Raw genomic sequence first — 23,429 nt, 5'->3', positions numbered from 1 at the left:
TTCTGCATGCCAGAGCAGAGAGACGTTATTCTCCCGTCCCACGCTGAGAGTTTCCCACCGGCCTCCATCCTCAAGGCCGCCGGGGTTTTCATCTCCTCCTAGATGAAGAGCATCATCGCAATGAATGCGAACGAGGCACCTATCATGAGAACATTCACGGACCGTGTGATTCCCACTCAACCCTCCAAGCGTTAACGCCTGAAACATAGGTTGAAAATGTCACACCTCCAAGGAAATCTTGTGCTGCGTTGCAGCGGCGGCGACGTCATTCAGCCTGTGAAGCGAGACATGCTCTTGATTTCGATAGGCTATCGGATCTTAACGATTTGTTTTTAGGTGTTAACAACCTTGGCCCCAGATCGTTTGCGCGCCAGCAGGCGACCGTCCAGGACGATCAATCCTGCCGCAATCAGGGCCATTCCGCCGATATCCGTGATGTCGAGACGCTCTCCGAGGAAAGCCAGACCGAAGAGCAGGGCGCTCGGCGGCACCAGCAGCGTAACGAGCGACGTGTTGGTTGCGCCGGCACGCGCCATGATGCGGAAGAAGAGAATATAGCCATAGGCGGTCGATACCAGCGCGAGCGCCAGGATGGCGAGGATCGTCGTCATCGGCGGCATCGCCAGCGTCCAGGGATGATCCGAGAGCAGCGAAACCGGCAGCATGATGAGGGTCGATGCCGTCAGCTGGCCGGCGGCTGTGACGGGCGGCGCCAATCCGCGGAAACGGCGACCGTAAATGCCGGCCAGCCCGTAGCTGACGGCCGCACCCAGCGGCAGGATGAGCGCCCAAAGCGGGATGCCGTTGGACGTCGCGTCGAGATGGCCGAGCGCGCTTGGCCCGATCAGCAGCACCGTGCCGGCGAGGCCCAGCGCTGTACCGCCGATCTTTCTCGGGCTCAGCTTTTCGTCGCTCGTGAAGGCATGGGCAAGAAGGACCGTCCAGATCGGCGTCGTTGCATTGAGGATCGAAGCAAGGCCTGCGCCGATCTGCGTCTGGCCGAGAAAGATGAAGCTGTGCGGAATGGCATTGTTGAGCAGTCCCAGGACCAGAAAGGCGCGCCATCGCGCCGCAAACTGCTTGTAGATGTCGAAACGGCCGCGAATGAACAGATGCAGCGCCAGCGCGGCGATGGAGACGCGCAGAAACACCAGCGTGAAGGCAGGAACGTGCTGAACAGCAATGCGCCCGAAGAAGAATGAAGCGCCCCAGATCAGCCCGAGCAGCGCCAGCAGGCCCCAGGTGAGCGGCGTCATCCGCGTTTCCACGGGTGTTGTCGTGATCGTCATTTTTTTCTCCGCCCCGTCCCTGCATGTCCGCGCCGCTGCGTCCGGCGCCAAGGCGGGCTGTAGCCCAATTCTTCGTGTTCCATCCACCCGTTTCTTGGCGGTGGGAACGCGCTTGGCCGGATGTCGGCCGATGTCTTCGACCTGCCGAGGGTTGACCTCGTCGTGTCCATGCCGATCATGCCGCCCTGTTGCGCCCGGCAAGCCCGCACCCGGGGATGCGAGTCGAGGAACGCGAAGAAGGAGACGTCTGCTGCCCACATCATCCGCCGTCCAAACGGCTTCAGAGGCTGCCGGTCACGGACAGGATCTCGTCTCGATTGCCATCGTGATCGCCGTTGCCGCCTTGATGGGGCTCGGTTTCCTGCGGCTTCGCCAGCCGCCGCTCGTCGGCTTCATCCTGGCCGGGGTGGCGCTCGGACCGACCGGGTTCGGCTTCATCTCCGACAGCGAAAACGTGACGTTGCTGGCGGAGATGGGCGTGATCGTACTCCTGTTCTTCATCGGCATGGAATTGTCGATCCGGGCCTTCATTCTCAGTCTCCGGCAGGCCCTGCTCGTTGCGGGCGGCCAGATCGGCGTGTCCGTGGCCGTGGCGCTGGTTCTGTCGGCCGTCTCGGGAACACCGTCTGCCGAGGCGCTTATCCTCGGCTTCGTCGTCGCTCTGTCTTCCACGGTCGTCGCCATGAAGATGCTCGATGATCGCGGCGAACTGCGCAACGAGACTGGTCGCATCGCGGTCGGCGTGCTGATCGCGCAGGACATCGCCGTTGTCCCCATGCTCATTCTCGTCACCAGCCTTGGCGGCGCGGGCAGCAGCGGCGGTGACGTCGGCATGCTGGAGATCGCCGTCAAGATGATCCTCGCCATCGGGTTGCTCGGGGGGCTCCTCTGGTGGCTCGGGGGGCGGGGCAAGCTGCGGCTTCCGTTTACCGCGGCGGTCGAAGGCAAGGTGGAAATCCTGGCGCTCGGCGCGCTGGCCGTCTGTTTTTCGGCGGCTGCGCTCTCCGGTCTCGCCGGCATGTCACCCGCCTATGGGGCCTTTCTCGCCGGCATCCTGATCGGCAATTCGACGTTACGCGCCCACGTCATCCCGGTTATCGAGCCGATCCAGAGCGTGCTGCTCGTCGCCTTCTTCCTGTCGATCGGGCTTCTCATCGACCTTACCTTCATCGCCGAACACTTTGTTCTCGTGCTGTCTTTGGCCGTCGTCGTCATTGCGGCAAAGACGGTCCTGAACATCGCATTGCTGCATCGCACAGGCTCCCCGCCACAGGTCGCACTCGTCGCGGGACTTTCCATGGCGCAGATCGGCGAGTTCTCCTTCGTGCTGGCGGCAGCCGGTCTGTCGGCCGGCGCCCTCGATCTCGACGCCTATCGCATGGCGATCGCCGTCACCGCTCTTTCGCTACTGGTATCGCCCTTGTGGGTCTCGATCATGCACAGGTTGGACGGGCTGGCGGCCGAGCACCGGGAAAGCTACGGCCATGCGCTGGCGCTCGCCTATCAGCGGGAGCTCGCCGAGGTGTCCCGCGGCGGTGCCGCGCTGATGGGGATCGGCCGCTCCCTGCGCATCCGCTTTCGCGCGTTGCGGCTGGCCCGGCAACATCGGCGGGATCGAGCGTCGGGGGATCGACCGGATGCCGATGGTCCCGGCGAGATCTGAGCGACGCAAAACGCCGCGGTCATTTCCGACGCGCGGCGTTCGATCTCGGGGAATGCCTGGCGGTTACGGCAGCGCGTCGAGCACCGCCTGTGTCGCCCAGCCGTCGGCGGGAATGCCGAGCCGCTGCTGTTCACGCTGCAGGGCGGCACGGGTGCCGGAGCCGAGAATGCCGTCGATCTTGCCGACGTCATGGCCGATCGCATCGAGCTTGGTCTGCAGCACCTTCATGGCTTCGTCGTTAAGGCCGGGCTCCGGGTTGCGGGCATCATACGGCGGAGCCCCGGCAAGTCGGGTGGCGAAGTAGGCGGCAGACGTCGTGTAGATGAACGACTGGTTCCATTCGAGATAGATGTTGAAGTTCGGATAGGTCATGAAGGCCACGCCCTTGCGGCCCTGCGGGATGACCACGGAGGCGGCAAGGTCGCCGAACTGGGTATTGCCATCCCGCGGCTTGACGCCGAGCGCGAACCACTGTCCCGCGGTCATGCCCGGCTGCAGGCCGGTCTTCTCCCAGGGCAGATTGTCCGGCAACGAGACTTCCTGGATCCAGGGCTGACCTTTGGTAAAGCCGAGGCTCTTGATGAATTTCGCCGCGGTCAGGATGGCATCCGGCGAGCTCTGTTTCAGGTTGACGTGACCGTCGCCATCGCCGTCGACGCCCTGTGCGATGATGTCTTCCGGCAGCATCTGCACCTGGCCGATCTCGCCGGCCCAGGCCCCTGTTGTCGTCGCCGGATCGAGGTCGCCATGCTGGACCATCTCGATGGCGGCCATCAGCTGCGGGCGAAACATTTCCGGCCGGCGGCAGTCGTGCGCCAGGGTGACCAGGGCATTGCGCGTGTTGAAATTGCCCTGGACAGCCCCGAAATCGGTTTCCATCGCCCAGAAGGCCGTGATCACAGGTGCGGGAACGCCGTATTCCTCCTCCGCCCGGGCAAAGACGCTCGCATATTCCTTCATCTTCTTTGCACCGATGTCGAGCCGCGCCTTGCTGACCGTCCTGTTGGAAAACTCGGCGAAGGTCTGCTTGAAGACGCCCTGCGCGCGGTCGCGTCCCAGAACCTTTTCGTCGATGACAGCGCCGGCCAGCGCCCGATCGACGACGTCGGTCGGAATGCCCTTGCCGACCGCCTCCGTCTTCACGCCGCTGAGAAAGCTTGCCAGATCACCGCCGCACGGTGCGGCCGGCGTGGCGGGCGCTTCGGTCTTGGCGGAATCGCCAGCGGGGGATGCCGTCTGGGCCGCGGCCACGCCGGAGACGGCCACCGATGTCATGAGCGCGAACAGGCTGGCGGCAGCGAGACGGGACGAGAGCGGGCGGGTGCGGGGCATGAGTGGTCCTTCAATCTGGTTCCGGCAATGCCGGTCGTTCAGTCCGGCGATCGATCCGGCAAGGCGATCCCGGTGGTGGGGTTCAGGCAAGACGGCTGTGGGGAGACGCCCTGACAAAAGGTCGCCGGTCGCGAGACCGGCGGGTCAGGCCGCTGTCACACGGCAATTGGGCCAAATGAAGAAGCAAAGACAGGGAAACAGCGGCAGGGCAGCGTGGCGTGCGTCAGTTGCCCGCCACCTGTTTCGGTTCGGAAACGGCCTTCACCCATTTGCGCCAGTTCTTTTCGGAGCCGGCGAAGACGTTGATGTCCGTGTTGCCGGAAATCCCGGGTATCTGCCCGGTGCTCGTGTACTGCCAGAAAGCCCAGCGGCGGTCCTTGTAGATCTCGACCGGATGCTTGGCGACGGAGCGCACCCAGAAATGATGCTCGTTGAACTGCCCGACGAGGTTGTCGCGGTGGAAGTCGACCGAGGTGTAGATGATCGGACGCTTGCCGTAATAGGCCTCCAACCGGTCCATGAAGCGTTTCATCTCCGTCTGGACGGTAAGCGGCGAGGGACGATAGCGGCAGGTCTTGGACTCGCCGTTCCACTCCACGTCCAGAACCGGCGGCAGGTGGACCGCGCTTCTGGGAACGTTGCGGATGAACCAGTCGGCCTGCTCATCGGCCGTCGAGCAGAAATAGTAGAAGTGATAGGGCGCATAGGCGATGCCGGCCGCGCGGGCCTGCGGCCAATACTCCGAGAAGCGGGTATCGACGACATCCTTGCCTTCGGTCGCCTTGATGAAGACGAAGGACACGCCGGACTGCTTGACGGCCGTCCAGTTGATGTCGCCCTGCCATTTGGAGACGTCGATGCCGTGGATGCTGTGATGCTGCGGGGTCCGCTCGCCGAAATCCTGCGGATCCTTGTCCTGGAATCGCGGCGGGATCGACGCGGTCTGGACCAGATCATAGTCGGTCGACGTGCACGCGGACAGGAGCGAGACAAGCGGCAAAAGAGCAAGGAGCAGCCGGCGCATGGAGTTCCCGTTCGTTGATGATGGAACGTTGTGCCTCACCCGTGACTGCCCATATGTGCCGACCCCCCGGAGACCCGAACCCCATGTTCATCATATCAACGTAAAAATTGGGTTAGTTTCAAGCCCTGATCGCATCATAGCGTTCGTGGCTTGTGTCAAACACCTCTCCGTGACGTCCTGCCTCTCGCGGGAGAGGGACGTTCGAAGATGCTGATCACGGGCCGATCGAGCGCCGATCGGGCGCTGGGCGCGGTCGGGACGCTAAGGCCTGCGGCAGACGACAAGCCAGGCATAGCCCCGGCCAAGGGTCTTCGTCTCCACGATCAAGCCGCGTGTCCCGGCCTTTGCCGCGACCACAGACATCAAATGTGCGCGGGGGGTGACGTGAAACCGTGAGAGCCACGCGGTGAGGATGCGGCGCGCGATCGCCGGAAGGCCTTCCTGCTGGCCGAAGTCCGCAATGTGCAGGGATCCCCCCGGGACCAGCGCGTCGAGCGCGGCGTCGATTGCCTTTTCCCAGTCTGGAATCATCGACAAGGCATAGGAGATGACGATTCGCTCGAACCCGTCGACCCCGAAGGCGCGCGGCGTGAAATCCGTTGCATCGGCCGTCTTCAGCGTCGCTTGGCTGCCTGCGAGCGCCTTTTCGGCGGACAGCAACATTTCCGACGAGATGTCGAGGCCGTAGAGCTTTGCATGCGGATAACGCCTGGCGATAAGCGCCAGATTCCGTCCGGTGCCGCATCCAACCTCCAGAACGCGGTCACCCTGGCCGGCATCGAGGTCTTCGATCAGCGTGTCGCGGCCAAAGAGGTAGTATTTCCGTGTCGCATCGTAGACATGGCGTTGGGTCCGGTACATCCGGTCCATGCGCCCGGCATGCGCCCTGTCGGAAATCAGGGTCTCGGTCATGCCGCTGAAGCCGCCCGGCGGTAGATGTGAAAGCCGCCATAGATGGCCGAGCGGTCCTTGAGGTTCAACGCTTCGGCGTTCGCCTGGTCGTAATGCCATTGGCCGAGGAGCGTGTCCGAGACGCGCCCGTCGAGAATGCTGCGTTCGGCTGCGGTGCGGAAGATGACCACGGCGCCCGGCGCCGCCGTGCGGGTGATCTCGCTCCAGAGATCATTCAGCTGCTTGTCCGTCATCCAGTCCTGCGCATCGAGAAGAACGTAGCGATCGACGGTGCCCGGTAGCTTGCGCGCCAGGAGATCGGTGACGCTTTCGTGATGGACGTGGACGCGCTCCACATTGTCGCGGATCGCCTCGTAGGCTTCCGGCTGGAGATGCAGCGGCAGCATGCCCTCGTGCGGCAGCGGATACCGGCGGCCGAAGGCCTGCCAGGCGAAGTAGTTGTGGCGCAGCGGGAAGTGGCAGACCAGCTTTTCCAGCCGGTGGCGCAAGACCGGAGCCAGCGTCTTCTCGCTGCTGAGGCTTGCCAGCTCGTCGAACTGTTGCGGGGGAATGCCGAGACCGAAGAGCGAACTCTTGCGGCCGGTGAGCCAGCGGATCACGGGGCGCTCGAACAGCGGTGCGAGGCGCTGGTCGAAGAACTGTCGCTGCTCCCGCATCGAACGGGTGGCGATCAGCTCCGAAGGATCGACGCCATGGGCCCGGGCCAGCAGATGGGCGAGCCAGATGAAACGGCCGAGCAGGCCCGTCCGGTAGAGGTTCGCGCCAAATACGGCGATGCGGCGGCGGCCGTTGAGCTTGCGGCTTTCCCAGTAGCTGCGTGTGGCGGCATCGAGATGCGGTGCGATGAACCGATCATAGGCGGCCACGTTCGAGGCCAGATCTTCGCGGGCGAGAAAGCGCACGAGATCGCCCTGCGCCGGCAGATGCCGGAAGGCGGCGAGCTTCAGCCGGTTCAACGCGATGTGGTGACGGTTGAGATCGACCACGTCGATGCGCTCCGGCATGGCGGAGAGATAGGCGAGCATGTTGCATCCGCCGGAGCCGATGGTGACGATATGGTGTTCCGGGCGGATCTGCATGGCCTCCATGTCCACCGCCGGGTCCTCCCAGATCTGCGGGTAGACGAGACCGGAGAAGAGCATGCCGAAGAGGCGCTCGGACAGGCCGGAGGCCGTCAGGGGCTGGTGCTGGATCAGCGCCTTGCGCAGCTTCTGGTTCCTGCGCCGGCGGGGAGCATCTGCAAGACGGGGAGCATCTGCAAGACGGGGAGAGGATGCGAGATCGGTGGGCGCAAGATCGGTCATGGTGAACAGCCGTCGTTGAAGATGCGTTGCTTCTAGGATGCTTGCGCAACACTTTCGTGACGCGGGCTGTGGACCCCGCTTATGACGCTTTTCGTTTACCAATACGGCAGACTCCGCTTGGCACGAAGCTTGGCATCACCCACAAGTATAGCATGTAGACGTCTGTCGGACTTTTGACCGCCCTGGAGGCTTCGCGCCCCGCGGAGCGAAGTCTTTCTATTCGGAAAGAGCATGATGTTGGAGTGGCTTTTCAAGAGACGATCCGGGCGGACGGCACACGCGAACGCAGAAGACGTTCCGTACGAAGCATCGCAAGCGGGCGGTTCCCGATCGCTGCCGATTTCGCCCATCCTGCATATCGACTACCTGACCGGGATCTCGAATCGGTTTGCGCTCGAACACGATCTGACCTCGCTTTTGAACGATCCTCAGGCGGAGGGGCGGGGCGCGCTGCTGCTTGTCGATCTCGATCGGTTCCGGTTCATCAACGACACGATGGACCACGCCGCCGGCGACGAGGTTCTCATCCGGATTGCCAAGCGTCTGTCGAATGTGCTGAGCGGCGTCGGCACGATCTATCGGCTGGGGGCCGACGAATTCGCCGTTCACGTCGCGGGTTCGCCGTCGCGCGGCAAAATCGAGGATATCTGCGGGACGATCAAGACGGTGCTGAGCACGCCTTTCGCGCTCGAGGCGGGAGAAGTCTGGATCGGCGGGAGCATCGGCATTGCTCTGCCGACACCGGAGGACACCTCCATGTCAGCCCTTCTGTACCGGGCAGACCTCGCGGTGATGCAGGCAAAGCAGATCGCCGGCAACAGCCATGTCTTCTACGAGCCCGGCATGTCGGCCGAAGCGTCGGCACGCTCCGAGCTGGAATATGATCTCTCGCGTGCTCTGGACCGGAACGAGTTCTTCCTCGAGTACCAGCCGATCGTGTGTTCGGAGACACGCAGGATCAGCGCTTTCGAGGCTTTGATCCGCTGGCAGCATCCGCAGAAGGGGGTCATCGCGCCCGACCGCTTCATCTCGATCGCCGAGGCCACGGGGCTCATCCTGCCGATCGGAAACTGGGTGATCCGGACCGCCTGCGAGGAAGCCAGGCACTGGCCTGCACCGATCGGGGTTGCCGTCAATGTGGCCGGCGACCAGTTTCGGGATCCGACGTTCCTGCCTTTCGTCCGGGATTGCCTGCGCCAGTCGGGAATTGCCCCGGGACGCCTGACGATCGAAGTGACCGAATCGATCTTCTCCGTGGATCCCGCCGTGATCTGCGACAGCCTGACGGAGCTCCGTGCCGAAGGCGTGCGGATCGCTTTGGACGATTTCGGCATCGGCTTTTCCTCGATCAACAATCTGCGCCGCTTTCCGCTCGACCAGCTGAAGATCGACCGATCCTTCACCAAGGCCATGCTCGGCAGCAAGCGGGACGCGGAACTGGTCGATATCATCCTGCGCCTTGGCAACACGTTCGACGTTTCCACGACCATCGAAGGCGTGGAAACCGAACGGCAGCTGGAATATGCGCGGTCTCGCGGTGCCAAGGCCATTCAGGGCTTCCTGATTTCGCGACCGGTGGCCGCAGGCGACGTATCGGCCATCCTCGATGGCAACCGGGCACATTACCTCGACGTCTGAGCGCCTGACGCTCGCCTTGCGGGTTGCGTTCGCGAGGGTGAAACGGCCATAATGGTGCCGGCGCCGGCCTGTGCGCGGCTTCGTGCCGTCGCTTGCCGGCGCTCGGCGCGGTTTCCACTCTGCCCCGCAGAGAGGTATCGCCCGGCAGCTTCACGTGCTGCATGGTCATCGCGCCAGCCGTTCGGCCGGCACGCGGCCTGCAGTCCTGCGGAACCGGATCATGCGCAGACGCACCCTCTTCATGACCATGGCCGGTGGCCTCTTCACGCTCGTGGCAGGTGTCGGCACGTTTTTGACCGTCGCGCCTCCCGATCTCCTGAAGCTCGGCGACAGCTATGCGGCGAAAATCGTCTGCTCCAGCCTGTTTGTTGCCGGTCGCAACGCATCGGAAGTTCTCGCCGATGACGTCCAGGCGCCGGGCCATCCCTTGCTCCGCTTCATTCGCGTTTCCGTCGACGAACAGCGCAAGACGGTGACGGCTCGGATGTTCGGCTTTGCCGCACCGGGACACGCGATCTTTCGCGACGGCCTCGGCTGCTCCAACGTGACCGACGGCGCTTTTGCCGCGTTTCCCGGCAACAGGTCGCTGCGTCGTCGCAGCCTGGAGCCAGACACGACGCAGCCTTGGCCCGATGGGGGGGCGCTGGTCGCCGATGCGGGTGTGCAGGCGCTGATCGACGACGATCGCCGGGCAGGGCCGGGCATGCGGGGGATCGTCGTTGTCCGTGACGGGCGGATCGTTGCGGAGCGTTACGGTCGCGGCTTCTATGTGTCCACGCCGCTGCTCGGCTGGTCCATGACGAAGACCGTGACGGCGGCGTTGATCGGCCTGCGGGTCCGGGATGGGCAGATGTCCCTCGACAAGGCCGACCTCTTGCCGCAATGGCGCAATGACGAGCGAAGCCGGATCACGCTGTCCGATCTTCTGGGAATGCAGAGCGGACTGAGCTTCAACGAGAGCTACGGCAGCGTGACCGATGCCACGCGCATGCTCTTCCTCGAGAACGATATGGCGGCCTATGCCGCGTCGAAGACGCTCGACACGGCCCCGGGGACCCAGTTCTCCTACTCGAGCGGGACCACGGTCATTCTCTCGCGTCTCTGGATGAATTCCTTCGCCAGCCCCCGTGAGGCTTTGACCTTTCCACGCGCGTCCCTGTTCCGGCCTCTCGGCATGAGCAGCGCCATTCTGGAGCCGGATGCACACGGCACCTTTGTCGGCTCATCCTATATGTATGCAACCGCGCGGGACTGGGCCCGCTTCGCGCTCTTCCTGCTGCAGGACGGGGCCTGGAACAACGAGCAGATCTTGCCGGCCGACTATGTCCGGCAGATGCGGACGGCGACCTCCGCCTCGAACGGCCGGTTCGGTTCCGGGCAGGTCTGGATGAAGACGGGACCGGAGGCGCAGGGATTTCCGAGCGATGCCTACTGGATGCGCGGCCATGACGGGCAGTCGATCCTGCTCGTTCCCTCGATGAAGCTTGCCGTCATCCGACTGGGCCTGACGCCGCGTCAGATGGGCTACGACGACAGCACGCTCCATCGCGATATCATCGCCGCCCTGTCGAAGCCGCAGACCTGACAGCGGCGTCTTCAAGAAGACGCCCGCGTCGGGACGTCAAAGACATCAAAGTGAAGGATATGGCAGCAGCCCGGCCGTCTGCCGACGGGCCGGGGCCTGGAGCGCGCTCAGACCGTTGACAGGTCAGCGCATTCCCAGCGTGTCGAGAAGGCCCTTGCGCTTGGCATGGTAGTAGTAGCCACTGGCATAGAGCTTGACGGCGTTGTCGTTCTGGTTGTCGGCAACGACCCAAGCACCCCGAAGATACTGCGTTGCATACTTCAGGTTGGTTTCGGCATCGAACAGGCCTTCCGGCGGTCCGTCATAGCCAAGACCCTTGGCCGTGTTGTACCGGATCTGCATCAGCCCGTAATTGCCGTTGTGGTAGGCGCGGGGATTGTAGGTGCTTTCGCGACGCACGACGCGGTGGACCAGCTCTTCCGGAACGCCGTTGAGCTTGGCGTAGTGGGTGATCAGCTTGTCGAGATCCGGCCGCGAACTCGTGGGCTTTTCGCGGCCCATCAGGGCGCTGGCAGCCGACTCCATCTTCGAATACGCGACCGAGATGAGCTGTGGCTTGGCAGCGGGAACGATCATGCGCTTGGCAACGAGCGTTTCCAGGCCAACCGGCTCGCCGGTATCGAAGTCCGAATCCATGCCGCCCGCATTGGCAATCATCGGCTGGACCGACACCTTGCGCACCGTGATCATGGCATTGGCCGTTTCCGGCAGCGCGTCGGTCGCGGTGCTGGCAAGGAGAGGGTTGGCCGAACCAGCGGCCGTTGCTGTCTTGGCCGGTGCGAGCGAGGCCACTTCGGTAGTGGCAAGCGCCGTCACCGCCGAAGGGGTGCCGGGCGCTGTCTTGGCCGCTTCTGCCGAAGCCGTGGCCACAGGTGTCGTCGAGGATGCTGCGGACGCCTGCTGTGCGGGCTTGGTCTTGGCAGGCGCCGAAGCGTCGGCGGTCTGAGCGGCGAGGGCGGCAACAGCCGAGGTGGCGGCGCCATCCGGTGTCGGGAGGGCGTAAGCCGTCATTTCCGTTCCGGGCTTGGCAATCGGCGTTACCGTCTGCGCTGCCATCAACTGCTCCATCGGCGTGCGCTCGACGCTCGAACAGCCGACCATCAAGGTCGCCGATATCAGCGCACACGCCGTAAGAGATTGTTTATGAACGGAAAGACGTGAAACTGCCATGCTGTCGCTTTCGTGCTTTTTGGCCCCGTAGCCTTACCAGTGCTGCAGCCAAAAGCCGCCATGTCGTCGCCGTCATTAACCTATATGAAGGCCGCTCGCAAGCGACGGCGGGCATTCGGTTCGGCCGCGCCCGCCCGCGACCCGTGAAAAGCCCTGAAAATGCAGGTGCCGGAGCCTCGTTTGGAAGGCCCCGGCACATGCGTCTCATCGGCTGTTCATCTTTCGGGTACAGGGCGGCGCGCAAGGAATCGGCTCTCGTCGTCCTGTCCCCCGTGCCGTGCGTCAGTGCGCGGCTTTCCAGCTTTGACCGATCGCGTCCATGACGTCGCCGAACCACGGCGTTGCCGTGTCGAAGTGCTTGCCGCCGCGGATGCGCGGAAACTCGATCGTGCGCAGCTTGCCGCCCTTATCCTCGTCGTGGCCGGTGACGCCGGAAACCTTGTCGAGGGCGCTCTGGACGGCCAGATCGACCATGCCCTGGATGAGGCGCAGATCGTCGATATTGGCGGGCGCCGAACGGGCGTAATAGCCGGATTTCTGGACCATTGCGCGCTGGGCGCCGAGAAGGTCGGCGAATTGTTTGGAAAACCAGTTGCCGACATTGATCGTGTCCAGCTTGACGTGGCCGAAGGCATCGCGCTTCACGGTTTCACCCGCAGCCTCGCGCTCCGCGACGATGGCATCCATGCAGGCGCCTTCGCTGACAAAGATCGTGACATACCCGGTCTTTGCCATCACGGCGCGCAGACGCTCGGCTTCCGCGTGAAGATCGAAGGCCGTCTCCGGCAGATACAGTCCGTCGATCGTCTTCAATTCCTCGTTCATCATGAAGCCGTCGACGAACTCGGTCTTCTCAATCGTCTGCATGTAGCTGCGTGCCGTCGCGGCGGTCAGCCAGCCGCAGTGGCGCCCCATGACCTCATGGACGATCAGCGTCTTCGGTGCGGCGCTCTGCTCGTTGCTGACATTGTCGAAGAATTTCGCGCCGTATTCGGCCGCGGTCCACGCGCCGAGCGATTGGCGGATCGGCACGACATCGTTGTCGACGGTTTTCGGCAGGCCGACGACCGTGAGATCATAGCCGTTGGCGCCGAGATAGGCGGCGAGATCGGCCGCCGTCGTGTTGGTGTCGTCGCCGCCGATCGTGTGGAGGATCGTCACGCCGTCGGAAGCGAGGCGCTCGGCTGCGACCCGCAGCGGGTTTTCACCCTCCTTGACGAGGCCCCGTTTGATGCAGTCGGCGGCGTTGGTCAGCTTGACGCGGCTGTTGCCGATCGGCGAGCCGCCGTAGCGGTGCAGAAGGCCCGCCTTTTCCCGCATCTGCGGCGTGATCTCGATCCGGTCGGCGAGGAGAAGGCCATGATAGCCGGAGCGATAGGCCATCAGTTCGATATCCGGAGCGATGTCCGTGTAACGCTCGATCAATCCGCCGACAGCGGACGAAAGGCACGGAGCAAGGCCCCCCGCCGTGAGCATTGCGACTTTCTGCTTGGCCATGATTCCTCCTCGGGATGATGCCATTCATCGTGTACCGCACCTGTCCTAGCCCAGAACCATCGCAAGTAAAATGACACGCACCCAACGGACAGGCTGGCGTTGCAGAAAGCGGGCACACATGATGAGGGCCATCACAAAATGCGTATCCGGCGCCGTGTTCGTCTTGCAATCGCGCCCGACATCTGATCAGACTTGACCCTCTTGCGGCGGTCCTGGCCAAGCCTGTCTGCAGTTTCGATGCAACAAACCACACCTGCATTGCTTTAGTCCTGACACCGCATCCGGACAAAACAAGCCGGACAAAAACGGCGCTCAACGCGCCCGCCGAACAGGAAAGAAATTCTCATGTCGATCTGGGATCGCCTCATCGGAATCGTGACGTCGACCGGCAATGCGCTGTCGGGTCTCGTCGAGGCGATCCGGACGCTGTTCGAGGGTGACCCGGAGACCCGCCGCAAGGTGGCGTTCTCCGTCGCGATGATCGCGCTGTCGGCAAAGATGGCGAAGGCGGACGGCGTGGTGACGGAAGCGGAAGTGTCGGCGTTTCGCCAGATCTTCAAGTTTCCTGAAGACCAGGCGCAGAACGTGGCCCGGCTCTACAATCTCGCGCGCCAGGACGTGGCCGGGTATGAAGCCTATGCCGAGAAACTTTCCGGCCTCTGCGTTTCCGGGGAAGCCGATTGCCCTGTGCTTGAGGATATCGTCGACGGACTGTTCCATATCGCAAAGTCCGACGGGGCTCTGCATGAAAAGGAATTGGCCTTTCTGCGCCGCGTCGCCGAGATTTTCGGCATGGACGAGGCAAAGTTCGAGACCATTCTGTCGCGCCATTCCTATCTCGAAGGTGTGGATCCCTATGCGCTGCTCGGCGTTTCGCGCAAGGACGACTTCTCGACGATTCGTCGCCGGTATCGCGTGCTGGTCTCCGAGCATCATCCGGATCTCCTGGTCGCCCGCGGCGTCCCGGCCGAGCAGCATGCGTCGGCCAACGATCGGATGGCTGCCTTCAACGCCGCCTACGCAGCGATCGAGCGCGAACGTCGCGCGGCATGAGCTTTCCGGTTTGCGATTTCCCAAAGGCGCGGTTCGTTGCCTCGCCCAATCATAACGAGCGGCTGAACGTATCCGGCCCAGATATGATCATCCTGCATTATACCGGCATGCCCACGGCAGCCGGCGCGCTCGACTGGCTGTGCCGGGAGGAGAGCCAGGTCTCCAGTCATTATTTCGTCCACGAGGACGGTCGGGTCGACCAGCTCGTGGCGGAGGACCGCAGGGCCTGGCATGCGGGCAAGAGCATCTGGAAGAACGAGACCGACATCAATTCGCGGTCGATCGGCATCGAGATCGTCAATCCCGGACATCCCGGCGGATTGCCGGATTACCCCGATGTCCAGATCGCGGCGGTCGTCGAACTGTGTCAGTTTTGTGTCGAACGATGGTCGATCCCCCCGGAAAGGGTGCTTGCCCACAGCGATGTCGCGCCCCTTCGCAAGGTCGATCCGGGGGAAAATTTCCCCTGGAAGAAGTTGTATGAAAAAGGTGTTGGTCACTGGGTTGCGCCGGCACCCGTCGGTGGCGGACGCTACTTTCAGCGGGGCGACACCGGGCAGCCGGTCGAGGCGATCCAGAGCATGCTGTCGCTCTACGGCTATGGTCTTGAGGTGACAGGCGAATTCTGTGAGCGCACGCACGGCGTCGTCGAGGCGTTCCAGCGGCATTTCCGGCCCGAACGAATCGATGGAATCGCCGATATCTCGACGCTCGATACCCTGCATCGGCTGCTGGGCACGCTGCCCGCCTTTGCCCGCTGACGCAACGCCGTCGCTTCGCCCGAATGGCAGCAATTTGCTGCACTGCCATATCCTGACCATGTTCCGCACGGATTTTGACGCCGTACCGAGGGCGGGGTCCTGAGGGTTGCGTACCTTTCCCCGCTGATGACCATGATCATGGATCAGGCAAGACCGGGGCGGGGCGTCCGCTGGTCTCCCGATCCCAGCGGAGTTTACAAAATTCATGAGACGAACGACTGTCGTCCAGGCAGCCGCCTGCTTCTGCGCGCTTTTTTCTGGGGTTCAACCATCCTTCGCCGGTGCTTCGGTTCCGGTCGTTCCGGCACCGGAAGCCGCCTATCAGACCGCATCCACAGAACTCTCCCGCCCATCCCCATCGACGCGGACGGCGTCTCTGGAGAACGTTGAGGCCGCCGAGATGACGCGTGCGCTGCCCGAGATCGGGCGGACGCTCGGATTTCCGCTGACCAGCTTCGAGATGGACGCGCCGGCCTATTCCGGCCTCATCGCGACCTATGCGCAGGCTTTCGGTGTCCCGATCGACCTTGCCCATGCCGTTATCCGGGTGGAGAGCAACTTCAATCCCAAGGCGCGCGGCAGTGCCGGTGAGATCGGGCTGATGCAGATCAAGCCGGCGACGGCCCGCATGATGGGGTATGACGGGGGCCGGGCAGGGCTGTTCGATCCGGAAACCAACATCAAGTTCGGCATGAAGTACCTTGCCAAGGCGCATCGGCTGTCGGGCGGCTTCACCTGCGGGACGATCCTGCGCTACAACGCCGGCCATGGCGCGACCCGCATGAACCCGGTGTCCCGGCGCTATTGCGGCAAGGTCCAGACCCTGCTCGACTCGTAGACGAAAGGCCTGGGGGCACCGGTCCCCATGTCGCAGGAACCGGAGATGGCGATGAGCGAGATGTTCGACACGATCGTGATCGGCAAGGGGATGATGGGCGCGTCTGCCGCGCGGCATCTCGCCACCGGCGGCGCGCGCGTCGCGCTCATCGGCCCGGACGAGCCCACCAACTGGGCCACGCATGACGGCGTGTTCTCCAGCCATTACGACAATGGCCGCATCACCCGCACGATCGACAGCGACGGCGACTGGGCGCGCATGGCCCGCCGCTCCATCGAGCGCTACCGCGCGCTCGAAGCCCGGTCGGGCCTTGCCTTCTACACGGAGGTCGGGTGCCTGATCGCGGCGCGGGAGGGCGGACCCTATCTCGCCCATGTCGATGCGGCTGCCCGCGAGCTGGGCGTCGCCGTCGACCATCTGGATCCGACGCACCTGCCATCGCGCTTCCCGTATTTTGCCTTCGACGGTGAGGAAGGCGGGATCTTCGAGGCGCAGTCTGCCGGGCATATCAACCCGCGGGCATTGGTCGCCGCCGAGACCGTCTGCGCCGCCAAGGCGGGCGCGTCGATCATCAGCCGGGAGGTAACACAACTTCTCGAAACAACGGATGGCGTGACCGTCACCACGATCGACGGTCGGGTCTACCAAGCCGAGAAAGTGCTGGTGGCGACCGGCGGCTTTGCGCTCTCGGAGAGGTTCCTCGGTCGAAAACCGGCGCTCCGCGTCATGGCGCGGACCGTCCTCTTTGCAGAGATCGCAGAGCACGACCGGGATCGTCTGGTCGCGATGCCGTCGCTGATCCGCAACGGGCCGACCGACGCCGACAGCTTCTATCTGCTGCCGCCGATCGCCTATCCCGATGGCAAGACCTATATCAAGATCGGCGGCGATCCCGATGATTGCGTGTTGCACGATGAGGCGGCGATCCGGTCCTGGTTCCGCAGCGGTGGTCGGCCCCATGCGGCAGCGCATCTGGCGCGGCACCTTTCGGCCATCCTGCCGGACTTCGTGGCTGCCAGCTTGCATTTTTCGCCCTGCGTCGTCACGCTGACCGAAACCGGCTATCCCTATGTCGGCTACGTCGAGTCCGATCGTGTCGCTCTTTTGACTGGCGGCAACGGCATGGCCGCGAAGAGTTGCGACGAGATCGGACGGCTCGGAGCCTCGCTCATTCTTGACGGCAAGGTCGACCTCGAAGGCTACAACCAGTCCTTCGCACCGGTGTTTGCCTGAGCCTGTCGGTGCCATGCTTGGATAAGGCTGGCCAAGGATGGAAGTCTCCGCTATCAGGACGCTGCCAGTCGGCCGGGCAGCCGCTCTCCGCTATGACCGAAAGGTTGCGGGGGGAGGAAAGTCCGGGCTCCACGGAAAAACGGTGCCGGATAACGTCCGGCGAGGGCGACCTCAGGGATAGTGCCACAGAAAGCAAACCGCCCGCGCTTGACGCGGGTAAGGGTGAAAGGGTGGGGTAAGAGCCCACCGCGCGTCTGGTAACAGGGGCGGCACGGTAAACCCCACCGGGAGCAAGACCGAATAGGGATGACGTGGCAGCCGCAAGGCTGCCGGCCTGTTCCGGGCCAGTCATCCGGGTGGGTTGCACGAGGCGGCGCGCGAGCGTCGTCCCAGATGAATGGCTGCCACGTTCCGGTCCTCAACCGGCCGGAGCCATACAGAACCCGGCTTACAGGCCGACTGGCGCTTCTCTCCTTGATCCTCCCGATGCGGGCATTCGCCGTTCGGCCGGCGCCGCCTGCGCTCTGCTATACATCTGTTTCCTTGTAACTTTTCAGAAACCCAACCGCCTTCTGCAGTGCTTCACGGACGGGTGATGGTCGCTTTCGGACCCAGCGCCGAATGGCGCATCGTAACCATTTGTTAAACTTAACAGTCTATCAATGATCGATGGAGGCAGGCCCTCCAGAGACCCAAATCCCATTGACCCCCATATGGTCCCATGCTATCCCAATCATGCACTGCACAGGGGTCGTTGACGGCCCGATCATCGCGAGTTTGGTGGTTGTCCCGAGAGGGGTTTTGGAACGGGCACGTCGCCCGGCAGTGGCGTACTGTGTCTGCTTCCGGAGTTGCTTGCGGGCGTCTTCCGCCGGCGCGTTGGATGAAAACGGCTTTTACGCATCATGGACCGCTTTCTCTCGCATGCCACGAATCGTATCGATGCGAAGGGCCGGGTTTCCGTGCCCGCGTCGTTTCGCGGCGTGCTGGCCAAGCTGGATATCCGGGAATTGTATTGTTTCCAGGATTTCGTGTTTCCTGCCATCAGTGCGGGCGGGCCGGAATTGCTGGATCGTTTCGAACGGCAGATTGCGGGCGAGGATCCGTTTTCGCCGCAAGCCAACGAGATGTCGCTCCTCATTCACGGGGGCGGGGTCTTCATGAAACTCGACCAGGAAGGTCGGTTGATGGTCTCGGATTTCATTCGCGACTTCACCGGCATCACCGACGAGGTGACCTTCGTCGGTCGGGCGGATCACTTTCAGTTATGGGCGCCGCAGGTGTTTCAGGAAGCGCAGGCGGCGGCACGTCAGGAACGCAGGTTGCGAGGTCTGCGTCCCGGCTAGCATGGAGAGACGGAATGGTGGCGGATCTTGGCGACAGTTCAGCTGGAGCCGATGGCGGACCGGTCCGCCACATTCCGGTTCTTCTCCCAGAGGTCCTGACCAGTCTTCAGCCTGGCCCGGCAAAGACGATCCTCGACGGCACGTTCGGTGCCGGCGGCTATACGTCCGCCATCCTCGAAAGCGGCGCCGATGTCATCGCTCTTGATCGCGATCCGAGCGCGATCGCGGCCGGACAGGACCTTGTCGCGGCAAGCGGCGGCCGGCTGACCCTCATTCATGCCCAGTTCTCCGAGCTCGCCCGTCACGCTCCCGAAGGCGGGCTCGATGGCGTCGTCCTCGATATCGGCGTTTCCTCGATGCAGATCGACGAGGCGGACCGGGGCTTTTCCTTCCAGCGGCGCGGCCCGCTCGACATGCGCATGTCCTCGGACGGCGTTTCCGCCGCCGACGTCGTCAATCGCGCCAAGGTCGGCGACCTCATCCGCATTTTCGGCTTTTTGGGCGAAGAGCCGCAGTCCGGCCGTATTGCCCGCGCGATCGAGAAACGCCGCGCCGAGGCGCCGTTCGAGACGACGCGCGATCTGGCGGGGCTGATCGAGGTGGTGACGCCCCGCAAGGCCAAGGACAAGATCCATCCCGCAACCCGCGTCTTCCAGGCCCTGCGCATCTTCGTCAACGACGAGCTGGGTGAATTGGCCCAGGCGCTGTTTGCCGCCGAACGGTCGCTGAAGCCCGGCGGGCGGTTGAGCGTGGTCACCTTTCATTCGCTCGAGGACCGGATCGTCAAGAAATTCTTCCAGGACCGAGCCGGCAAGGCGTCCGGGTCCCGTCATCTCCCGATCATGCACGAGCGTCCGGCAACCTTCGCACCAGTTGGTAAGGCCATGATTGCCGCGAGCGAAGACGAATCATCCAGGAATCCGCGCGCCCGCTCCGCCAAACTGCGCGTCGGAGAGCGCACGCATGCCCCAGCCGAGGCCGCCGAAATGTCGATTTTCGATCTGCCAGACCTTGCAAGTCTTTCGAAGCTGGGAGGCTGACCAATGTTGAGAACGCTGGATATCGTCCTGATCGTCGTCATGACCGCCGCAGCGACGGTCACCTACACGATCAAGCACCAGGCCGAGAACAAGCTCGAGGAGGTCCGTTCCCTCGATGCGAAGATCAAGCTCGAGGAAGACACGATCGACCTGCTGCGCGCCGACTGGTCGCTCCTCACGCAGCCGAACCGTCTCGATCGTCTGGTCAAAGCCTACGACAAGGATCTCCAGCTGGTTCCCACGGATCCGACGCAGCTCGTGCATCCCGAAGAGCTTCCGATGATGAAGGCCGACGTGCCTCCGCCGGAAGAGAAGGACAGCAAGGGCAAGAAGAAGGCCGCTCCCGCCGTCGCGTCCCGCGATGACGATGCGACCGACGAAATTTCAACCGGTTCGGTGGCGCGCTGATGTCGTTTCTTTCCCGCATCATGGTCGTCAAGAGCAAGGCGCACTTCTCCGCTGGCGGCAACAATCATCCCGGCGACCTTTCGCGCAGCGCGCCCTTCGAAGGTATCCGCAAGCGGCGCGGCAACCAGGCCCGCAGCCGTGTCGCGATCGTCATCGCCGGCTTCTCCGTGGTCTACTGCATCATCGGCGGCCGGTTGATCCAGTACGGCTTCGCGCAGCCGGAAACCGTGTCGAGCATCGGCCGGGCCGACAATCTCATGGCTTCGCGGCCGGATATTCTCGATCGCAACGGCCAGATCCTCGCAACCGACATCCGCACGGTGTCGCTCTTTGCCGAGCCTCACAAGATCGTCGATGCGGACGAGGCGGTCGAGCAGCTGGCCACGGTCCTGCCCAATCTCAACAATGCCGACATCTATAACAAGCTGAAGTCGAAGACGCGCTTTCAGTGGCTGCGTCGCCAGCTGACCCCCAAGCAGCAGAGCGACATTCTTGCGCTTGGTATTCCCGGCATCGGATTCCGCCCGGAGAAGCGGCGCTTCTATCCCGGTGGCGCCACGGCATCGCATGTCGTCGGCCACGTCAACGTGGACAACCGCGGCATTGCCGGCATGGAACGCTGGATCGACAACCAGGGTCTTGCTGATCTCGCGGCGATCGGCATGACCAGCGATGCGAAGCTTGAGCCGGTGCGTCTGTCGATCGACCTGCGTGTGCAGAACATCCTGCGCGACGTCGTCGTTGAAGCCATGGCCAAGTTCCGCTCGCTTGCTGCCGGTGGCGTCGTCATGGACGTGAAGACCGGCGAAATCCTCGCCATGGTCTCCTATCCCGACTACGACCCGAACAAGCCGGCCGACGGCGCCAAGGAAGGCTGGATGAACCGCATGTCGAACGGCACGTTCGAGATGGGGTCCACCTTCAAGTCGTTCACGACGGCCATGGCGCTCGACAGCGGCAAGGTCAAGTTGACCGACAGCTTCGACGCACGCTTCCCGATCCGCATCGGCGGCTTCACGATCAAGGACTTCCACGGCAAGCATCGCGTCCTTTCGGTGCCGGAAATCTTCCAGTATTCGTCGAACATCGGCACGGCCAAGATGGCCGATCTCGTCGGCATCGACGCCCACAAGGAATTCCTGACGCGGCTTGGCCTTCTGACGAAGATCCCGACGGAATTGCCGGAGATCAAGATGCCCAGCCAGCCGAAGGTGTGGAAGAAGATCAACTCCATCACGATTTCCTTCGGCCACGGCGTCTCGACGACCCCGCTGCAGACGGCTGTTGCCGGTGCCGCACTGGTCAACGGTGGCAACCTGATCGAGCCGACCTTCCTTCCGCGCTCCATTGAGGAGGCCGCGGCTGCGTCGACGCGGGTCATCAAGCCCTCCACCAGCGCGGACATGCGCTATCTGTTCCGCTGGAACGGCATTCATGGCTCCGGCAAGAACGCTCGTGTTCCCGGCTTCAATGTCGGCGGCAAGACGGGCACCGCCGACAAGGTCATCAACGGGCGCTACTCGAGCGACGCCAACTTCAACGCCTTTCTGGCCGGGTTTCCGATCGACGATCCGCGCTATGTGGTGCTGACCTTCATCGACGAGCCGAAGACGGACAAGGGCAATGGGGCGGCACTTGCCGGTAACTCGGCGGCTCCCATGGTCCATGATATCATCAGCCGGTCTGCGCCGCTTCTCGGCGTCGAGCCGAAGTTCGGCGCTGACGGTTCCGCCTTGCTTGTGGCGTATTGAACGGTAAAGGACGTTCACGCGGCCGTGAAGGCCAAGGGAATCGTGTTGGGAAAAGTGCAATCGATGAAGATCAGTGACCTTGCGATGCTTGGGGACGGACAGGAGGGGGCAGCGATGTCTCTTGCTCCGGGCCAGCCAGATGCCGACATTACCGGCTTGACCGCCGACAGTCGCAAGGTTTTGCCGGGCACGCTGTTCGTGGCGGTTCCCGGCACCACGGCAAATGGCAGCGTCTATGTCGACGACGCCGTCGCCCGGGGCGCCGTCGCCGTCGTGACCGAAGGGGACCTCGGTTCCAGCCTCTCCGTGCCCGTTATCCGGGTCGCCTCCACCCGCAGGTTTCTCTCGCATGCCGCAGCGACGTTCTACGGTGCACAGCCGGAGACCATGGTCGCCGTGACCGGAACGGCCGGCAAAACCTCGGTCGCCTCGTTTACCCGCCAGATCTGGGCCCAGGCCGGGCTTTCCGCGGCGATGATCGGCACCACCGGCGTGGTCGCGCCCGGGCGCAATGATTACGGCTCGCTCACCACACCCGACCCGGTGTCTCTCCATCGTCTGCTCTCCGAGCTCGCCGCATCCGGCGTGACGCATGCGGCCATGGAAGCCTCCAGTCACGGGCTCGACCAGAGCCGGCTCGACGGGGTACGCCTGTCGGCGGCGGCCTTCACCAATCTTGGTCGTGACCACATGGATTATCATCCCACGATCGAGCATTATCTCGGGGCGAAGATGCGGCTATTCGAAGCGCTGCTGCCGAAGGGCGCGCCGGCCGTCATCTTCTCCGACGACGAATGGTCGGACGCGGCCATCCGGGCCGCTACGGCAGCCGGCAGCGACGTGCGCACGGTCGGCCGCAAGGGCACCTGTCTCACGCTGAAGCGCGTCGAGCATTTCCGTCACAAGCAGATTGCCGAAGTGCATGTCGATGGGCGTATCTTCGAGGTCAACCTGCCGCTGGCGGGTGATTTCCAGATCTCCAATGCGCTGGTGGCCGCAGGGCTCGCCATGTCGACCGGGGTCGAGGCGCACGTGGTGATGCTGGCGCTGGAAAAGCTGCAGGGCGCCCCGGGCCGCCTCGAGCTTGTCGGGCAGACGGCGGACGGCGCGCTTGCCTATGTCGACTATGCCCACAAGCCCGACGCGCTGACGCAGGTTCTGTCCTCCGTTCGACCCTTCACGACAGGACGCGTGATCACGGTGTTCGGCTGCGGTGGCGATCGCGACAAGGGAAAGCGGCCGCTCATGGGCGAGATCGCGTCCCGGCTGTCGGATGTCGTGATCGTGACGGATGACAATCCGCGGTCCGAGACGCCGGCGACGATCCGCAGCGAGATCCTTGCCGCGGCTCCCGGCGCGACCGAGATCGCCGATCGCGCGGAGGCCATCCGCCACGCCGTCGGCATGCTGCGGCCCGGCGATACGCTGATCGTCGCAGGCAAGGGACATGAGGAGGGGCAGACCGTCGGCTCCGTGACGCTGCCCTTCTCCGACCACGCCGAAATCCGCAAGGCCCTTACCGCCGAGCAGGCGCGGTCCGGGCAGGCGGGCGGTTCGATGGACAGCCAGGATATGGGAGGCTGAA

The 23,429-nt window shown here is 63.6% G+C and carries 19 protein-coding genes and 1 other RNA gene; 13 read left to right on the top strand and 7 right to left on the bottom strand.

Annotated elements, in window-relative coordinates; translation table 11 throughout:
* Positions 1 to 332 precede the first annotated feature (332 nt).
* The gene (locus tag ASG25_RS13215) at positions 333 to 1,289 is read right to left on the bottom strand and encodes a DMT family transporter (RefSeq protein WP_062474201.1); all 957 of its coding nucleotides are present in this window, start codon (positions 1,287 to 1,289) and stop codon (positions 333 to 335) included.
* A gap of 325 nt (positions 1,290 to 1,614) precedes the next feature.
* On the opposite strand from ASG25_RS13215, the gene ASG25_RS13210 reads away from it, so the two are divergent.
* The gene (locus ASG25_RS13210) at positions 1,615 to 2,952 is read left to right on the top strand and encodes a cation:proton antiporter (protein WP_244479395.1); all 1,338 of its coding nucleotides are present in this window, start codon (positions 1,615 to 1,617) and stop codon (positions 2,950 to 2,952) included.
* Between the two features lie 63 nt (positions 2,953 to 3,015).
* Here ASG25_RS13210 and ASG25_RS13205 read toward each other — a convergent pair whose 3' ends face one another.
* The 4 genes from ASG25_RS13205 to ASG25_RS13190 all read right to left on the bottom strand — a co-directional run bounded on the left by ASG25_RS13205 (position 3,016) and on the right by ASG25_RS13190 (position 7,524).
* On the bottom strand, positions 3,016 to 4,284 hold the full coding sequence (locus ASG25_RS13205) for a lytic murein transglycosylase (protein ID WP_244479394.1): 1,269 nt from the start codon (positions 4,282 to 4,284) through the stop codon (positions 3,016 to 3,018).
* Between the two features lie 223 nt (positions 4,285 to 4,507).
* The gene (locus ASG25_RS13200) at positions 4,508 to 5,308 is read right to left on the bottom strand and encodes a GH25 family lysozyme (protein WP_062474199.1); all 801 of its coding nucleotides are present in this window, start codon (positions 5,306 to 5,308) and stop codon (positions 4,508 to 4,510) included.
* Between the two features lie 261 nt (positions 5,309 to 5,569).
* Complete coding sequence (locus ASG25_RS13195; protein WP_062474198.1) at positions 5,570 to 6,220, bottom strand: class I SAM-dependent methyltransferase; 651 nt, start codon at positions 6,218 to 6,220, stop codon at positions 5,570 to 5,572.
* The gene (locus ASG25_RS13190) at positions 6,217 to 7,524 is read right to left on the bottom strand and encodes a DUF3419 family protein (RefSeq protein ID WP_082475818.1); all 1,308 of its coding nucleotides are present in this window, start codon (positions 7,522 to 7,524) and stop codon (positions 6,217 to 6,219) included. The genes ASG25_RS13195 and ASG25_RS13190 overlap by 4 nt, the downstream gene beginning before the upstream one ends.
* Before the next feature lie 231 nt (positions 7,525 to 7,755).
* Here ASG25_RS13190 and ASG25_RS13185 point away from each other — a divergent pair, with 231 nt between their 5' ends.
* Both ASG25_RS13185 and ASG25_RS13180 read left to right on the top strand, forming a co-directional pair.
* On the top strand, positions 7,756 to 9,162 hold the full coding sequence (locus ASG25_RS13185) for a bifunctional diguanylate cyclase/phosphodiesterase (protein WP_062474196.1): 1,407 nt from the start codon (positions 7,756 to 7,758) through the stop codon (positions 9,160 to 9,162).
* 220 nt (positions 9,163 to 9,382) lie between these two features.
* Positions 9,383 to 10,747 (top strand): serine hydrolase, encoded by a 1,365-nt coding sequence (locus ASG25_RS13180; protein WP_062474615.1) that lies wholly within the window; start codon positions 9,383 to 9,385, stop codon positions 10,745 to 10,747.
* Positions 10,748 to 10,870: 123 nt separating this feature from the next.
* Here the strand turns inward: ASG25_RS13180 and ASG25_RS13175 are convergent, their stop codons facing one another.
* Both ASG25_RS13175 and ASG25_RS13170 read right to left on the bottom strand, forming a co-directional pair.
* A complete protein-coding gene (locus ASG25_RS13175; protein ID WP_062474194.1) occupies positions 10,871 to 11,917 on the bottom strand; it encodes a lytic transglycosylase domain-containing protein in 1,047 nt (348 codons plus the stop codon).
* Positions 11,918 to 12,199: 282 nt separating this feature from the next.
* Positions 12,200 to 13,414, bottom strand: coding sequence for a pyrophosphate--fructose-6-phosphate 1-phosphotransferase (locus tag ASG25_RS13170; protein ID WP_062474192.1), 1,215 nt, complete (start codon positions 13,412 to 13,414; stop codon positions 12,200 to 12,202).
* Positions 13,415 to 13,759: 345 nt separating this feature from the next.
* Here ASG25_RS13170 and ASG25_RS13165 point away from each other — a divergent pair, with 345 nt between their 5' ends.
* The 10 genes from ASG25_RS13165 (at position 13,760) to ASG25_RS13120 (ending at position 23,428) form a co-directional block, all read left to right on the top strand.
* Positions 13,760 to 14,467, top strand: a complete 708-nt coding sequence (locus tag ASG25_RS13165) for a DnaJ family molecular chaperone (RefSeq protein WP_062474189.1) — start codon at positions 13,760 to 13,762, stop codon at positions 14,465 to 14,467.
* Positions 14,464 to 15,228, top strand: a complete 765-nt coding sequence (locus ASG25_RS13160) for an N-acetylmuramoyl-L-alanine amidase (protein ID WP_062474187.1) — start codon at positions 14,464 to 14,466, stop codon at positions 15,226 to 15,228. The genes ASG25_RS13165 and ASG25_RS13160 overlap by 4 nt, the downstream gene beginning before the upstream one ends.
* A 205-nt stretch (positions 15,229 to 15,433) precedes the next feature.
* Entirely contained in the window at positions 15,434 to 16,066 is a 633-nt protein-coding gene (locus ASG25_RS13155; RefSeq protein WP_082480111.1) for a lytic transglycosylase domain-containing protein, read from the top strand.
* Between the two features lie 51 nt (positions 16,067 to 16,117).
* Positions 16,118 to 17,299, top strand: coding sequence for an FAD-binding oxidoreductase (locus tag ASG25_RS13150; RefSeq protein WP_062474613.1), 1,182 nt, complete (start codon positions 16,118 to 16,120; stop codon positions 17,297 to 17,299).
* A gap of 64 nt (positions 17,300 to 17,363) precedes the next feature.
* An RNA gene (gene rnpB / locus ASG25_RS13145) (RNase P RNA component class A) lies at positions 17,364 to 17,766 on the top strand.
* A gap of 438 nt (positions 17,767 to 18,204) precedes the next feature.
* A complete protein-coding gene (gene mraZ / locus ASG25_RS13140; RefSeq protein WP_062474183.1) occupies positions 18,205 to 18,645 on the top strand; it encodes a division/cell wall cluster transcriptional repressor MraZ in 441 nt (146 codons plus the stop codon).
* A gap of 14 nt (positions 18,646 to 18,659) precedes the next feature.
* Positions 18,660 to 19,685 carry a 16S rRNA (cytosine(1402)-N(4))-methyltransferase RsmH gene (rsmH, locus tag ASG25_RS13135; protein ID WP_062474182.1) on the top strand — a complete coding sequence of 342 codons (1,026 nt, stop codon included), beginning with the start codon at positions 18,660 to 18,662 and terminating at the stop codon, positions 19,683 to 19,685.
* 3 nt (positions 19,686 to 19,688) lie between these two features.
* Positions 19,689 to 20,093: a hypothetical protein gene (locus tag ASG25_RS13130; protein ID WP_062474180.1), complete on the top strand. Its 405-nt coding sequence runs from the start codon at positions 19,689 to 19,691 to the stop codon at positions 20,091 to 20,093.
* The gene (locus ASG25_RS13125; protein WP_062474178.1) at positions 20,093 to 21,844 is read left to right on the top strand and encodes a penicillin-binding protein 2; all 1,752 of its coding nucleotides are present in this window, start codon (positions 20,093 to 20,095) and stop codon (positions 21,842 to 21,844) included. Before ASG25_RS13130 ends, ASG25_RS13125 begins: the two co-directional genes overlap by 1 nt.
* Before the next feature lie 84 nt (positions 21,845 to 21,928).
* On the top strand, positions 21,929 to 23,428 hold the full coding sequence (locus tag ASG25_RS13120) for a UDP-N-acetylmuramoyl-L-alanyl-D-glutamate--2,6-diaminopimelate ligase (protein ID WP_244479408.1): 1,500 nt from the start codon (positions 21,929 to 21,931) through the stop codon (positions 23,426 to 23,428).
* The last annotated feature ends 1 nt before the right edge of the window (position 23,429 follow it).

The sequence above is a fragment of the Rhizobium sp. Leaf384 genome (assembly GCF_001424065.1).
In the GTDB taxonomy this organism is placed as follows: domain Bacteria; phylum Pseudomonadota; class Alphaproteobacteria; order Rhizobiales; family Rhizobiaceae; genus Ferranicluibacter.
The sequence above is the reverse complement of the archived record's forward strand: the minus strand, read 5'-3'. Positions and strand labels throughout refer to the sequence as shown.

Coding starts and splice junctions, on each gene's coding strand:
- rsmH (WP_062474182.1), top strand. CDS start 18,660: ATGGTGGCGGATCTTGGCGACAGTTCAGCTGGAGCCGATGGCGGACCG.
- ASG25_RS13190 (WP_082475818.1), bottom strand. CDS start 7,524: ATGACCGATCTTGCGCCCACCGATCTCGCATCCTCTCCCCGTCTTGCA.
- ASG25_RS13120 (WP_244479408.1), top strand. CDS start 21,929: ATGCTTGGGGACGGACAGGAGGGGGCAGCGATGTCTCTTGCTCCGGGC.
- ASG25_RS13205 (WP_244479394.1), bottom strand. CDS start 4,284: ATGCCCCGCACCCGCCCGCTCTCGTCCCGTCTCGCTGCCGCCAGCCTG.
- ASG25_RS13180 (WP_062474615.1), top strand. CDS start 9,383: ATGCGCAGACGCACCCTCTTCATGACCATGGCCGGTGGCCTCTTCACG.
- ASG25_RS13155 (WP_082480111.1), top strand. CDS start 15,434: ATGAGACGAACGACTGTCGTCCAGGCAGCCGCCTGCTTCTGCGCGCTT.
- mraZ (WP_062474183.1), top strand. CDS start 18,205: ATGGACCGCTTTCTCTCGCATGCCACGAATCGTATCGATGCGAAGGGC.
- ASG25_RS13185 (WP_062474196.1), top strand. CDS start 7,756: ATGATGTTGGAGTGGCTTTTCAAGAGACGATCCGGGCGGACGGCACAC.
- ASG25_RS13170 (WP_062474192.1), bottom strand. CDS start 13,414: ATGGCCAAGCAGAAAGTCGCAATGCTCACGGCGGGGGGCCTTGCTCCG.
- ASG25_RS13195 (WP_062474198.1), bottom strand. CDS start 6,220: ATGACCGAGACCCTGATTTCCGACAGGGCGCATGCCGGGCGCATGGAC.
- ASG25_RS13150 (WP_062474613.1), top strand. CDS start 16,118: ATGAGCGAGATGTTCGACACGATCGTGATCGGCAAGGGGATGATGGGC.
- ASG25_RS13175 (WP_062474194.1), bottom strand. CDS start 11,917: ATGGCAGTTTCACGTCTTTCCGTTCATAAACAATCTCTTACGGCGTGT.
- ASG25_RS13200 (WP_062474199.1), bottom strand. CDS start 5,308: ATGCGCCGGCTGCTCCTTGCTCTTTTGCCGCTTGTCTCGCTCCTGTCC.
- ASG25_RS13160 (WP_062474187.1), top strand. CDS start 14,464: ATGAGCTTTCCGGTTTGCGATTTCCCAAAGGCGCGGTTCGTTGCCTCG.
- ASG25_RS13165 (WP_062474189.1), top strand. CDS start 13,760: ATGTCGATCTGGGATCGCCTCATCGGAATCGTGACGTCGACCGGCAAT.
- ASG25_RS13215 (WP_062474201.1), bottom strand. CDS start 1,289: ATGACGATCACGACAACACCCGTGGAAACGCGGATGACGCCGCTCACC.
- ASG25_RS13130 (WP_062474180.1), top strand. CDS start 19,689: ATGTTGAGAACGCTGGATATCGTCCTGATCGTCGTCATGACCGCCGCA.
- ASG25_RS13125 (WP_062474178.1), top strand. CDS start 20,093: ATGTCGTTTCTTTCCCGCATCATGGTCGTCAAGAGCAAGGCGCACTTC.